Origin of the sequence: Bacillus sp. AFS015802 (assembly GCF_002561455.1) — a bacterium.
GTDB lineage: Bacteria > Bacillota > Bacilli > Bacillales > Bacillaceae_B > Rossellomorea.
Genome location: NZ_NTUP01000061.1, coordinates 36,612 through 49,706 on the forward strand (window position 1 = coordinate 36,612; position 13,095 = coordinate 49,706).

The 13,095-nt window shown below is 46.6% G+C and carries 17 protein-coding genes; 10 read left to right on the forward strand and 7 right to left on the reverse strand.

The window, feature by feature from the left end; all coding sequences use genetic code 11:
- Positions 1-2: 2 nt before the first annotated feature.
- From CN378_RS16065 to CN378_RS16075, 3 genes are all read left to right on the forward strand, one after another.
- Positions 3-1,004 carry an ABC transporter substrate-binding protein gene (locus CN378_RS16065; RefSeq protein ID WP_098353487.1) on the forward strand — a complete coding sequence of 334 codons (1,002 nt, stop codon included), beginning with the start codon at positions 3-5 and terminating at the stop codon, positions 1,002-1,004.
- Positions 1,005-1,072: 68 nt separating this feature from the next.
- Entirely contained in the window at positions 1,073-1,864 is a 792-nt protein-coding gene (locus CN378_RS16070; RefSeq protein ID WP_098353489.1) for an ABC transporter ATP-binding protein, read from the forward strand.
- Positions 1,821-2,630 carry an ABC transporter permease gene (locus CN378_RS16075; RefSeq protein ID WP_483295092.1) on the forward strand — a complete coding sequence of 270 codons (810 nt, stop codon included), beginning with the start codon at positions 1,821-1,823 and terminating at the stop codon, positions 2,628-2,630. The genes CN378_RS16070 and CN378_RS16075 overlap by 44 nt, the downstream gene beginning before the upstream one ends.
- On the opposite strand, the gene ytkD is transcribed toward CN378_RS16075, so the two are convergent.
- From ytkD to CN378_RS16090, 3 genes are all read right to left on the reverse strand, one after another.
- Positions 2,620-3,093, reverse strand: coding sequence for an RNA deprotection pyrophosphohydrolase (gene ytkD, locus CN378_RS16080; RefSeq protein WP_098353493.1), 474 nt, complete (start codon positions 3,091-3,093; stop codon positions 2,620-2,622). The genes CN378_RS16075 and ytkD overlap by 11 nt on opposite strands.
- A 96-nt stretch (positions 3,094-3,189) precedes the next feature.
- Positions 3,190-3,528, reverse strand: coding sequence for a hydrolase (locus CN378_RS16085; RefSeq protein ID WP_098353495.1), 339 nt, complete (start codon positions 3,526-3,528; stop codon positions 3,190-3,192).
- A 56-nt stretch (positions 3,529-3,584) separates the two neighbouring features.
- Entirely contained in the window at positions 3,585-3,974 is a 390-nt protein-coding gene (locus CN378_RS16090) for a phage holin family protein (protein WP_257141168.1), read from the reverse strand.
- 230 nt (positions 3,975-4,204) lie between these two features.
- Here CN378_RS16090 and CN378_RS16095 point away from each other — a divergent pair, with 230 nt between their 5' ends.
- Entirely contained in the window at positions 4,205-4,450 is a 246-nt protein-coding gene (locus CN378_RS16095) for a DUF6154 family protein (RefSeq protein WP_044340349.1), read from the forward strand.
- Between the two features lie 59 nt (positions 4,451-4,509).
- On the opposite strand, the gene CN378_RS16100 is transcribed toward CN378_RS16095, so the two are convergent.
- Positions 4,510-4,692 carry a hypothetical protein gene (locus CN378_RS16100; protein WP_098353497.1) on the reverse strand — a complete coding sequence of 61 codons (183 nt, stop codon included), beginning with the start codon at positions 4,690-4,692 and terminating at the stop codon, positions 4,510-4,512.
- Positions 4,693-4,860: 168 nt separating this feature from the next.
- Here CN378_RS16100 and ytzI point away from each other — a divergent pair, with 168 nt between their 5' ends.
- Entirely contained in the window at positions 4,861-5,031 is a 171-nt protein-coding gene (ytzI, locus tag CN378_RS16105) for a YtzI protein (RefSeq protein WP_142323619.1), read from the forward strand.
- A 44-nt stretch (positions 5,032-5,075) separates the two neighbouring features.
- On the opposite strand, the gene CN378_RS16110 is transcribed toward ytzI, so the two are convergent.
- Positions 5,076-5,549 carry an S-ribosylhomocysteine lyase gene (locus CN378_RS16110; protein ID WP_034765503.1) on the reverse strand — a complete coding sequence of 158 codons (474 nt, stop codon included), beginning with the start codon at positions 5,547-5,549 and terminating at the stop codon, positions 5,076-5,078.
- Between the two features lie 162 nt (positions 5,550-5,711).
- On the opposite strand from CN378_RS16110, the gene yidD reads away from it, so the two are divergent.
- The 5 genes from yidD (at position 5,712) to CN378_RS16135 (ending at position 10,403) form a co-directional block, all read left to right on the forward strand.
- The gene (yidD, locus tag CN378_RS16115; RefSeq protein ID WP_218924831.1) at positions 5,712-5,948 is read left to right on the forward strand and encodes a membrane protein insertion efficiency factor YidD; all 237 of its coding nucleotides are present in this window, start codon (positions 5,712-5,714) and stop codon (positions 5,946-5,948) included.
- Positions 5,949-6,102: 154 nt separating this feature from the next.
- On the forward strand, positions 6,103-7,023 hold the full coding sequence (locus CN378_RS16120) for a metal ABC transporter substrate-binding protein (RefSeq protein ID WP_257141170.1): 921 nt from the start codon (positions 6,103-6,105) through the stop codon (positions 7,021-7,023).
- Between the two features lie 141 nt (positions 7,024-7,164).
- Positions 7,165-8,523: a cytochrome ubiquinol oxidase subunit I gene (locus CN378_RS16125; RefSeq protein WP_098353500.1), complete on the forward strand. Its 1,359-nt coding sequence runs from the start codon at positions 7,165-7,167 to the stop codon at positions 8,521-8,523.
- A 21-nt stretch (positions 8,524-8,544) separates the two neighbouring features.
- Positions 8,545-9,576 (forward strand): cytochrome d ubiquinol oxidase subunit II, encoded by a 1,032-nt coding sequence (locus CN378_RS16130; RefSeq protein ID WP_098353502.1) that lies wholly within the window; start codon positions 8,545-8,547, stop codon positions 9,574-9,576.
- A 107-nt stretch (positions 9,577-9,683) separates the two neighbouring features.
- On the forward strand, positions 9,684-10,403 hold the full coding sequence (locus CN378_RS16135; protein ID WP_098353504.1) for a 3-ketoacyl-ACP reductase: 720 nt from the start codon (positions 9,684-9,686) through the stop codon (positions 10,401-10,403).
- Between the two features lie 64 nt (positions 10,404-10,467).
- On the opposite strand, the gene menC is transcribed toward CN378_RS16135, so the two are convergent.
- Positions 10,468-11,574, reverse strand: coding sequence for an o-succinylbenzoate synthase (gene menC, locus CN378_RS16140; RefSeq protein WP_098353506.1), 1,107 nt, complete (start codon positions 11,572-11,574; stop codon positions 10,468-10,470).
- Positions 11,564-13,045, reverse strand: coding sequence for an o-succinylbenzoate--CoA ligase (locus tag CN378_RS16145; RefSeq protein WP_098353535.1), 1,482 nt, complete (start codon positions 13,043-13,045; stop codon positions 11,564-11,566). Before CN378_RS16145 ends, menC begins: the two co-directional genes overlap by 11 nt.
- Positions 13,046-13,095 lie beyond the last annotated feature (50 nt).

A 13,095-nucleotide genomic window follows, 5' to 3' on the forward strand; every position in this document is an offset into this window, starting at 1 on the left:
AATTGAGAAAATGGATTCGTAGTGGTTTCGGTGTATTTCTCATTCTCACGCTGACCATCGGGCTGACCGCCTGCGGAGAAAAAGAGGACGCTGTACAAAAGGTCCGTGTAGCGGAAGTGACCCGCTCGATCTTTTATGCACCTGAATATGTAGCGATTGAAAAAGGATTCTTCAAGGAAGAAGGGCTCGATATCGAACTGACCACCACCTGGGGCGGGGATAAAACGATGACCACCCTATTATCAAACGGGGCGGATGTGGCACTGGTCGGATCTGAAACGTCCATATATGTCCATGCACAGGGCTCTGATGATCCCGTCATCAACTTTGCCCAATTGACCCAGACGGATGGAACGTTCCTCGTCTCCAGGGAAAAGGTGGAGAACTTTGAATGGGATCAGCTGAAAGGTTCAACCTTCCTTGGCCAGCGTAAAGGCGGCATGCCGCAAATGGTCGGGGAGTTCGTATTGAAGCAGCACGGCATCGACCCTCAGAACGATTTAAACCTGATCCAAAACATTGATTTCGCCAACATCGCCAATGCCTTCGCGTCCGGTACAGGTGATTACGTCCAATTATTCGAACCGACCGCTTCCATCTTTGAAAAAGAAGGAAAAGGCCATATCATCGCATCCTTTGGAACGGAATCAGGTCACGTGCCGTACACAACCTTCATGGCCAAGGACAGTTACATGAAAGAAAACAAAGAGACCGTGGAGAAATTCACGAAAGCCCTTTATAAAGCGCAGCAATGGGTGGAAGGACACTCAGCGGCGGACATCGCCAAAGTGATCGAGCCGTACTTTGAAGATACAGAACTGGACTTGATCGAAACGGTGGTGGACCGCTATAAATCACAAGGATCCTTCGCCACAGACCCGATCCTCGACGAAGAAGAATGGAATAATCTTCAAGCCATCATGGATGAAGCAGGGGAGCTTCCTCAGTCCGTCGATCACAAAACACTCGTCAACACATCCATCGCCGAAAAAGCATCAAAGTAGCAATACCCGGGGGCTGACACATGTCAGCCCTTCCGTTGTAAAAAATTCGAAAATGGAGGCTTAAAACAGTGAACTTTCTATCGATCGATTCCGTCCACCACACCTACTTTTCACCGAAAACGGCCACCCATGCCCTCTCAGACATTACATTACAGGTAGAAGAAGGTGAATTCGTCTCGTTCATCGGTCCATCGGGATGCGGCAAAACGACGCTGCTTTCCATTGTCGCCGGACTCATCAAGCCGACGCAAGGGACGGTGATGTTAAACGATAAGCCCATAGACACGATGAAAAAGAAATTGGGTTATATGCTGCAGCAGGATTATCTGTTTCCCTGGAAGACGATCGAGGAGAATATCTTTCTCGGCTTGACCATTATGGGGAACCTGACGGAGGAAAAAAGAAAAGAAGCCCGGGCTTTATTGAACGAAATGGGACTCGAGGGGGTAGAGACCTCATACCCCCGTGAATTATCAGGGGGGATGCGGCAACGGGTGGCACTGATCCGGACCCTCATCACGGAGCCACAATTACTTCTGTTGGATGAGCCATTCTCAGCACTTGATTATCAAACGAAATTAAAATTAGAGGATCTCGTGTTCTCCACCTTGAAGTCATTTGGGAAAACCGCCATCCTTGTCACCCATGATATCGGGGAAGCCATCTCCATGAGTGACCGCATCATTCTCTTTGGATCGAAACCGGGGCGCATCCACACCATATTCGAGGTACCAGGACCGCTAAGAGAATTGATGCCCTTTGAGGTCAGGAATCATGAAGCATACCCCGGGTTTTTCCAGACGATATGGAAGGAGCTTGAAAAACTTGAATCAAGAATCGATCAAACAAAAACATCTTGAATACATTCAATCTCTCAAAAAAGAACAGCGCTGGGTTTGGTTTTATCAAGCCCTTATCTTCACCGTTTTCTTCTCCCTGTGGGAAATGGCCAGTCGAAATAGCTGGGTGGACCCCCTTATTTTCAGCTCACCCTCAAAAATATGGAAGCTGTTCATCGTCAAAATCGGGGACGGGAGCCTTTTAGCCAATCTGTCCGTGACCCTCGGGGAAACCGTCATCGGATTCATTCTCGGCACCCTGCTCGGGACCTTGCTTGCCGCTTTACTATGGTGGTCACCCTTCCTTTCCAAGGTGCTCGACCCCTACCTTGTCATCCTGAACGCGATGCCAAAGGTCGCCCTCGGGCCCATATTGATCGTCGGGCTCGGACCGGGCTTCACGTCCATCATTGCCATGGGGACCGTCATTTCGGTCATCATCACCACCATCGTCGTCTATACATCTTTCCGGGAAGTCGACCCGAATTATTTAAAGGTGATGCAGACGTTCGGGGCAAAACGGGGACAGATGTTCAAAGAAGTCATCCTGCCTGCCTCCTTCCCGACGATCATCTCGACCTTAAAGGTAAACGTAGGTTTGTCATGGGTCGGGGTCATCGTAGGGGAATTCCTTGTGTCCGCCAAAGGACTCGGATATATGATCATCTACGGATTCCAGGTTTTCAATTTCACCCTTGTCCTTCTCTCGCTTCTTGTGATCGCCGTATTCGCAACGATCATGTATAAGCTTGTGGAGCAACTTGAGAAAAAGTGGATTAAGTCATAAGTCCAAGATGTGTCAGCCTATTCATTGCCAGTTCCACTACCAGGTCCTTCATGATGAAACTGAACGAAGGGTCGTCATGGACTTCCGAGAAATCACCGCTCCAGAGGACGGAACCATCTGTTTCCAAATAGTCCTCTTTCTGTATGAGTTCTTCGGTTTCAGCAAAGAAGATCGTTTTCACAAATGGCGTGTGGTCATGGACCTTGTACTCCCCTATGAAGACGGGATCCATGATCACTCCCCCCGTCTCTTCAAATGTTTCCCGTATCGCCGCTTCCTCAAGGGTCTCCCCCGGCTCACGCTTTCCACCCGGAAACTCGAGACCTCTTTTTTTATGCCGTGTCAGCAGCCATTTCCCTTCATGGCGGCAGATCACGAGCAAGTGATACGATTCCTGTTGAAACCGTCCCTTGTCAAAGGACATTTCCACTTGCTTGCCATTTTCATCAATAAACTGTTCCATCTGACGTCACCTCATCCGTACACGCTTTTCTCCATCTAACCATAAATAAAAAGCATTGGTCCACAGATATCACTTCTGAACCAACACTTTTTGTCATTATTCTTGTTTTTCATGAGATTTCTGATTCAGGATGCCGATGCTTTCGATGAATCTCTTTACTTCCTCATCCCCCAGACGGTGGAGCATTCCATATACTTGATGCAGGTTATCATCATAGGCATCGTTTTCCCTGTCATAATGATATTGAATATAAGGGACATGCGCCCGGTAGAAATTTTGCCAATCAACCGAGTGATTGGAATCGAACACTTCCCGAAGCTGGGTGATTTCTTCATCGGTTGCAGATATTTTAAAGTTCCATTCGGAATCGGTCGAACTTCTTGAAATTTCACCGGTGGCCACTTCAATATAGTAATCATGTCGTTCTTCGTTCATCTTCCCACTCCTTCACTGTACTTACCCTTCATTTTCCTCAATTGACGGAATTCTATTCACTTCGATTTTCTCTTCAACACCTCTATCGCTTTCCGCATGAACTCCGGCACGGGGACTCCCGCCCTCCCGACATTCTCGATGATCGAAATCATTTCATTGCATAAATAAAAAATAATCGTCGCATTACGAATAAAGTGTTGATTTGTTAGTATAGTATCAATAAGGTGGGCAACCGTGACAAGGGAAAAAATCAGCACTTTCCGCCCGATCCCTTTCATCCCGGATTGACTTGACAACTTCCCTTCAATTCCGCTTACAATCATACCCGTGAAGTAATCGAGGACCACGACAATCAAAAGAAAAGTGATCAACATGTCCCACTCTCCAAAAAGGTTAAGAATAATGGCACTCAAACCTGACCCAACGAACAGCATGCTTCTCGCCAAATAAAGCAACTCCTTTTCTTAATGGTTGGTTTTTGTTAGACAACGCTTTGATCAATTTGGGAATCGGGCCGGAGCGGTCTGCTGCTTACCTGGCAAAAACGCCTCGGAACACCTTCCCATGGTTAAAAAGTCCGGTAATGGGTAAAGACAAATAAGAGTTGTCCTAGCATAATATGTAGAGTAATTCATAAACGTTCATGTTAAAATGGAACAAAAGGGAGGTGAAGTGCATGAAGTTGATCGAAGAGATTTATGAAATGTACCGTGGAAGAATCAAAGGTACTGACGAAGACTTAGACCTCATTGCCCTTACAATCTTAGAAGATACCTCTAGGAACGAATTATTGGAACTTATACAGGAAATGGAAACAGAAGAATTACAATACTTCTTCCGCTTATACATATTTGAAACATTGAAAGAGAAATGGTCCAACAGCGAAGAAAGAGTAAGGCTTGAGAAGAAAAGCTTACATTAAAAAAACCTTTACACATAGAAAAAGCGTTGTCCCGAAACCCTCAGGAACAACGCTTTTTTTCATCCCTTTACATCCACCACATGCCCTTTACTTGGATGCGGAGCAGGTTGACTTACCTGCATATCCTTCATCATCACGGTGACTTGTGCCGCTTGAGTCGCCATCTGACTTTTCAGCAAATTCATACTGAGCGTCCTCTGAAGCTCTGCCACCTGTTTCCCCATCATAGAAGAGATTTCCATGGTAACTCCCCCCTCGTTTCGGCTTTCAAGAATGGTACATACTACCACTATAATCAGAATAACAAACATCCAATGGTAATCATAGGAAACGTCATAAAAAAGTTGTTTTTACTCCATGAATGACCAATCGTTCTATGGTAAAATAGTTTTAAAAAAGGGGGTTGCATGATGTCGGTGACTCTAGTCCTGATCATCGCGGTGGCCATATGTATCCTTGTGATTTTCGTCAGCGCGCTTACCACGTCCAAAGCCTATACAAGCGTTAAACATACAGTCGATCCTCTCGAAAATAATCCTCACCTCGAAAAGATGAAACAGGAAGAGGAAAAAAAAGAGTAAACGAAAAAAATCCACCGCTCATGATGAACGGTGGATTTTTTTATTTATGCAAATACTTGTTTCAATTCTTCATTGCTTTGGCTCAGCCAGAAACGCATCAGCTTCTTGGCTCCTTCAAGGTCATGAAGCTTCGCCTGCCCGCATTGTTTCTCATTGGCAGCAGGGATTTCTTCGATCTCCACAGCTTCTTTCATCGTTGCATTCAACAGGTCGATGATTTCCTCCACTTTCGGCTCGCCGCTCACGACCAGATAATAGCCTGTTTGGCAACCCATAGGCGAAATATCAATGATATCGAAATGAGCATACGGCTCTGCGTATTTACGGATCGTGAAGGCTAGTAAATGCTCAAGAGTATGAATGGAATCAGGCTTCATCGCCTGTTTGTTCGGCTGGCAGAAACGGATATCAAACTTGTTCACAAGTCCGTCGCTTCCCACTTTATGGACACCGCAATGTCTCACATATGGTGCTTTCACTGCATCATGATCTAATTCAAAGCTTTCTACTGAAGGCATTAAAATCACTCCCATTAAGTTTCTACTTCCTAGTATAACGTAAATTCATAGTTATTTCATCAACTTAATCTGAATTAGGCGAAAAACCTGCTGCCGGTCTAAACACTTCATTCCCCCTCCACGTTCTGATATAGTAAAAGAAAATCGATGAGGAGAGGGATCATGAAGAAGGTATTGTTGTTATTATTCAAGTTTTATCAGCGTGTCATTTCTCCTCTTAAACCCCCTACTTGCCGTTTCTATCCCACCTGTTCCCATTACGGGGTCGAGGCAGTGAGCCGGTTTGGCGCACTACGGGGTGGCTGGTTGACGATCAAGAGGATTGTGAAATGCCATCCATTTCATCCTGGCGGGATCGATCACGTGCCTGAAGAGTGGCACCGAAAAAAAGATGAGTGATATAGACTGGCTCCTAAACGGGAGGTAGTCTTTTTTTTTATAAAATCCATCCATTTATCTTGCTTATTCCCCATATCGGTAGTAAAATAACCTTTGTGCTAAATCGTAATCATTACAGTTATGAAAATAAAACATTGAAAAAGGAGGTTTCCTCTTGAACTATATTCGCATGGGTTTGCTATTATTATTGATTTTCGTCTTGTCTGCCTGCGGAACCGATTCCGCCCAGGACGGTGACAAAAAGAAAGATACGTTAGAGGTATACACGACCGTATATCCACTGGAGGATTTCACGAAAAAAATCGGCGGGGAGTATGTGGACGTCGAAAGCATCTATCCCCCGGGGGCTGACGAACACACCTTCGAACCCTCTCAGAAAGATATGATGAAGATGGCGGGTGGAGATGTTTTCTTCTACGTCGGCATGGGTCTTGAGGGATTCGTTGAAGGCTCGAAATCCCTTTTGGAAAATGAAGATGTCGCCGTTATGCCGGCAAGTAAAGGGATTGAGGTGCACCACGGGGAAGGCGAAGATGACCATGGCCATAACCATGATGCAGATCCGCACATTTGGCTGGATCCCGTATATTCTAAAGCCATGGCAAAAAACATCGCCGACACTCTCTCCAAGGAAATGCCTGAACACAAGGATGAATTTCAGGCGAATCTTAAAGCATTAACGAAAGATTTAGATGAACTGGACGCTGAGTTCCAAACGATGGTGGACAACGCACCAAAGAAGACGTTCTATGTATCCCATGCTGCCTACAGCTATTGGGAAGAACGGTACGGACTACATCAGGAAGCCATCGCCGGATTGAATTCTGCTGACGAACCGTCCCAGCAGGAGCTGAAGAAAATCATTGAAAAAGGAAAAAAAGACAACGTGAAATATATCCTTTTCGAACAAAACGTCTCTTCACGACTAACGGAAGTGGTCCAAAATGAATTGGGGGCAAAATCCCTCACTCTTCATAATCTCTCGGTTCTTACCGAAGAAGACCGTAAAAAGGATGAAGATTATTTTTCATTGATGAAGAGGAATATTAATACGTTGAAACAAGCATTGCAATAGGGCAGCCTCAGTGGCTGCTCTTTTTTTGCGGCTAATAAGGGGAGCATCTTCACTTATTTTTCTTCCAAAAAATCATGCATATTATTTTCCATTAAGTGGACAATAAGGAAATGTTAAAGACAAGTAAGGGAGATTTTTAGAATGGATGAATTAGTAATTGCTCGTTCCATGTTTGGTATCACAATGGGGTTTCATATCATTTTTGCCACTCTTGGAGTGGGGATTCCGTTAATGATCCTTGTTGCAGAAATTATGTTTCAACGGACCAATGATCTTGATTATTCCGTGATGGCGAAGCGATGGACCAAGGCGTTCGCCGTTCTATTAGGGGTGGGTATCCCTACCGGGACGATCGCCGGCGTTCAATTATCACTCCTTTGGCCCGGTTTCATGGAAGTCATCGGACGCGTTATGGCACTGCCATTTCAAATCGAGATCTACGCTTTTTTTGTGGAAGCATTATTTATGTCCATCTATGTGTATGCGGCCAATCGCATCGCACCATGGATGAGGATTGTGAGCCTCGTGCTGGTCGCGATCGGCGGTCTCGCATCAGCCGTATTGATCACCAACGTGCATGCTTTCGAAGGGACGCCTGCCGGGTTTGAAATCATAAACGGTGAAATCACCAATGTGGATCCATGGAAAGCATTCTTCAACCCAAGCTTTTTCGTAACCGCTGGACATGTGGCATTATCCGCCTATGTAGTGGGTTCGTTTACGATTGCGACCGTATCCGCTTATAAAATGCTTAGAACTTCATTCGGATCAAGAATCTATGCCTTTCATCGCAAGTCACTGATGATTTGCTTATTGGTCGGAGGGGTCTTCTCTTTCTTCACGGCGATCAACGGGCATGAATCGGCTCAGCAGCTTCATGAGTATCAGCCAGAGAAATTGGCTGCTGCGGAAGGATTATTCGAAACCCAGACCCATGCACCGCTGGCAATCGGGGGATTCACCGATCCCGTCACCCAGGAAGTCAAGTGGGGGATCGAAATTCCTTGGGCACTCAGTTTCCTGGCTGGGAACAGCTTCGAAACGGAGGTCATCGGACTGAACGACTTCCCTGAAGAATACTGGCCTCCCCTTTTCGTCCATACGCTATTTAACGCCATGGTGGGGATCGGGTCACTGCTTATTTTACTGTCCCTTGTCGCCTATGTGTGGAACAAGCTGCTGAAAAAGGACCGGTTCCCAAAATGGTTGATGTGGGCATTCGTCGCGGGCGGTCCTTTGTCGATCCTCGCCATCGAGTTCGGTTGGATCTTCGCCTGTACGGGCCGTCAGCCCTGGACGATCTACCGCATTCTCAGCACCGAGGATTCGGTTACCACTTCTGGTAACCTGGGTACCCTATTCATTCTGTTCGTTTCAGTATATGCGATTTTGGCCGTTGCCGTCGTTCTGGTTCTTCTGTATTACTTCAAAAGGAACCCACCGGAAAAAGACATTAACAAAGCGGAAGCAAATCATAAGGATATCACCCTTTCAACTTAATCAAAAATTGGAGGTGAAGATATGACACAAGCATTGATTGCCATCACGATACTATGGGGATTCGTCTTTATCTATGCCGTCATGGCGACCATGGACTTCGGCGCCGGTTTCTGGTCGATGATCTATATCAACCATGACAAAACGAAAGCGACGAATATTGCCAATCGGTATCTGTCCCCCACCTGGGAGGTAACGAATACATTCATCGTCGCCCTCGTAGTCGCCGTCTACAGTATGTTTCCGGGTGCTGCTTATTCATTGGGAACCGTATTACTCGTTCCGGGAAGTTTGATTCTGCTGCTTCTGGCCCTGCGGAGTGCCTTCCTGGTATTCTCTCATGTGGCAGATGACTACAGAAAGCCACTGACGTATGTAACAGGAATTACAGGGCTCCTGATTCCTGGCCTGCTCATCAGCGTCCTTCCCATTTCCCATGGCCCTTATATCGACTTTGAAGACGGCCAGACGCTTCTCCTTGGGAAACTGTTCAGCAGTCCCCATGAGTATGCTTTCTTTGGATTCGCTGTTGCCAGTACGTTGTTTCTGTCATCCCTGCTTCTCGCTGACTACTCGAAGGCTTCCAAGGAATTCGAAGCCTTCAAGGTGTATCGCCGTGACGCTCTGATCATCGGTCCCATTTCGGTTGTCATGGCCTTTCTCATCATGTTCACAATGAAAAGGGAGGCCACCTGGATTTACGACCGGATGATGGATGACCTGCCGATCTTGTTGATTTCCCTGCTCGGGTTCCTCGTCGCGGGCGGCGCTTTGTTCCTGCCGACGAATAAGGAAGGAATGAAAGGGATGCCCCGTGTGGCCGTCATTGCCGTTACCTTTCAATATGTATTGGCGAGTTATGTATACGGTAAAGCACACTTACCTTATATCATCTATCCGGAAGTCACGATCCAGTCCGGGTTCACGGATCCCAACTCGTTTAAAGCCGTGTTCATCACCTATATTGTCGGATTCATCATCCTGTTTCCAGGGTTTGTTTACTTCTGGAGCTTGTTTATGAATGATAAACGATATTTAAGGCAAAAAAGTGAATGACTTACGAAAGCTCCGAGACTCTCGGAGCTATTTTTCTTATCATTTGCTTATCCGTTCCCCCGGCCTTACACTAACGATAGAAATTCAATTTGAAAGGATGATCCATTGTGGCACAATCGATTAAAGGGAAAATCGCTTATATTACGGGTGCTGCCCGGGGAATCGGAAAGGCGACGGCCTTGGAACTGGCCCGTGAAGGCGTCCATGTAGGACTGGTAGCCCGCACAGAAAGAACCCTTGAAAAGGTGGCAGAGGAAGCACGTTCCCTTGGCGTGAAGGCAAGTGTCGCTGTAGCTGACATTTCCAATATGGAGCAAGTGGACCAAGCCGTTTCGAAACTTAAAAGTGAACTCGGACCAGCCGACATCCTGATCAATAATGCCGGCATTGGAACGTACGGATCGTTCCTCGAGATCGATCCAGAAGATTGGAAACGGACCTTTGAAGTCAACGTGTTCGGAACCTACTATGTCACACGTGCCGTCCTTCCCCAGCTCATTGAAAAGAACCGGGGCGACATCATCAACATCTCATCCAGCAGCGGATTGAAAGGTACGGCAGGAAGCACGGCTTACAGCGGATCGAAGTTTGCCGTCCAGGGCATGACGGAGGCACTGATGCAGGAAGTGAGAAAACATAATATCCGTGTCATGACCCTGAACCCGAGCCTCGTGGCAACGGACCTGACCTTTGATAACCTGGATGAAGCTGACAAGGATAAATACATGCAGCCCGAGGACCTGGCGGAACATATGGTATCCCAGCTGAAATTACATCCTCGCATCTTTATCAAGCAATCTCTTCAGTGGGCAACGAACCCATTTTAAGAAAAGCCCAGAGCACGTGGCTCTGGGCTTTATCTGTTTCCATACGATCTACACTTCCACCTTATCAAAGGGAAAACGTTTCTTTATAATCTGTAACGGCACTCAAGCGGGTTCTGTTGAGCTCCACACCGATCCCGCTTCCTTCCAGCCTGGATGCTACGCCATTTCTCACCACGATCGGAGAGGTAATGATATCTTCCTCCCAGTATTTCGAAGAAGAGGAAATATCCCCTGGGATCGAGAATCCTTCCAGGGTGGCAATGGCCAGATTATGAGCCCGTGAAACCCCGAACTCGATCATCCCGCCACACCAAACCTTGATGTCATTGTTCTGGCAGAGACGGTAGATTTCCAAAGCACTTGTATACCCCCCGACCCTGCCAAGCTTGATGTTGACCACCCCGCAGCTCTTCAGATGGATGGCACTTCGCATGTCATGGGGGGTCACGATGCTTTCATCGAGACAGATAGGAGTGGTTAACTCCTCTTGCAACAGAGAATGTTCAACTATGTCGTCGATACCAAGCGGCTGTTCGATCATCTCCAAGTCGAACTCATCCAAAGCCTGGAGCTGTGCTTTGTCTTCAAGGGTATACGCTGAATTGGCATCCGCTAAAAGGGAAAGGCTTGGAAAATGGGCCCTCAACTCTTTTACAATCCCGACATCCGCACCTGGGGAGATTTTCAGCTTTATGCGCTGATATCCTTCCTGCATGAGGTCCCCGGCCTCTTTGACCATCTCCTGAACGCTGCCCGCGCCGACCACGGCTCCGGCAAGGACCTCTTCTCTCGTACCGCCTATCACATCCCAAAGAGGCAGATGTTGCTGTCTTGCATAAAGATCCCATAACGCCATTTCAAGCGCGGCCTTTGCCATGCTGTTCCCTCTGACGGCTTCAAACCTCTTCCCGATTTCTTCAGGGTGCTGAAATGGTTTGCTGTTCATAAGGGGGATCAATACATCCTTCAGCATGTGATAAGACGTCTTCACGGTTTCCTCTGTATACCAAGGCGTCGAGAAAGCGACACCTTCTCCAAGTCCACATAAACCGTCCTTGTCTTCTACCTCGAGGATGATCCCTTCCCGTTTCTCAACCGTTTGAAGATGGGTCACAAATGGCTTTTTTAAAGGCATTGAAACAATATGGAGCGTGACCGATTTAATCTTCATCGGCAACCACTCCTTTATCCCATTTATCCCTGAGCACTCTTCTCAGCAGTTTATTTGATGCATTTCGTGGAAGTTCATCCACAAAGACGATTTTTTTCGGTCGTTTATAAGAAGCCAGATTCTCACTGCAGTGCTTTATGATTTCCTCTTTAGTAAGAGGCTCTTTCTTCACGATGAAGGCACAGGGAATCTGGCCCCATTCGTCACTTGCGATTCCTGCCACTCCTGCATCCTCCACCCCGTCACAGCCCAGCAGCACACTTTCAATTTCCGCAGGGTACACATTTTCGCCTCCGGATATGATCAGGTCTGATCGCCTATCCATTACAAATAGAAATCCTTCTTCGTCCACATAGCCGATATCACCTGTATGAAACCACCCGGAATCAAAGCTTGCGGCATTGGCTTCTTCCCTTCGATAATAGCCGCTTGTCACATTCGGCCCTTTCACAAGGATTTCCCCTTCTTGATTCGATCCTTTATCACTCATGATTTTTAATTCAGAAGGAAACAGAGGCTTTCCGGCCGACCCGAGCTTTGACATACTGTACTCTGGTGACAATGTCACAATTTGAGAGGCCGTTTCCGTCATACCATAGGTTTGGAAAACCGGCACTCCTTTTTCTTTACACTTCTCCAGTAAAGGTAGCGGCGCCGGACCACCGCCCAACAGCATACACCGGAAATTCGGGTGATAAGTTCTTTCACCTATGTCTTTCATCAAACGGGAGAGCATATTGCTGACAACCGACATGATTGTAACCTGTCCAGACATTAATTCCCTATTGATTCCTTCCACGTCAAAGCTTTCAAACAGACGAACGTTCATTCCATAAATGACGCTTCTCATCAGGATTGAATAGCCGCTGATATGAAAAAGGGGCACGGAGCAAAGCCATGTATCATTTTCATTTATACCGAGATTAAGTGAAGAACCAATGGCGCTCCACCAGTGATTTCCGTACGATTGAAGAACCCCTTTTGGAGCTCCCGTCGTTCCCGACGTGTACATGACCGAGCAAGCTTGGTCTAAATGAAAATGATCCTTCACCTCAAAGCTTGTTGGAGGAGTTTGAAATAATTGAGAGAAGGAGACCCCCTTAACGTCTTCTTCTAAAAAAGACAGTTTTTCCTCAAACTCATCATCATAAAGAACCATGGATAGCTCCATATCCCGGATCTGGAACGATAGTTCATTTTCACTTAATTTATTGTTCAATAATACGGTCGTAAAACCCAATTGTTGAATGGCATGAATGAGCAACACGGATTCCACTTTGTTTTTAATCATGAGTCCTATAAAGGGGTGAGAGGGATGTTTCACAATGGTATGCAGTTGTTCACCGATCGCAATGGCCTTCTCCCACAACTCATTGAATGTATACTCCACATCCCCATTGCTTAACGCCATCCGATCAGGGGTTAAAAACGCTCTTTGTTTTAGCCAGTTAGGCAGTTGCTGTGTTGTCATCCTTTTATTTTCCATTCCTTTCCTATCGGTTCTGTTACAAGATGTGTTTA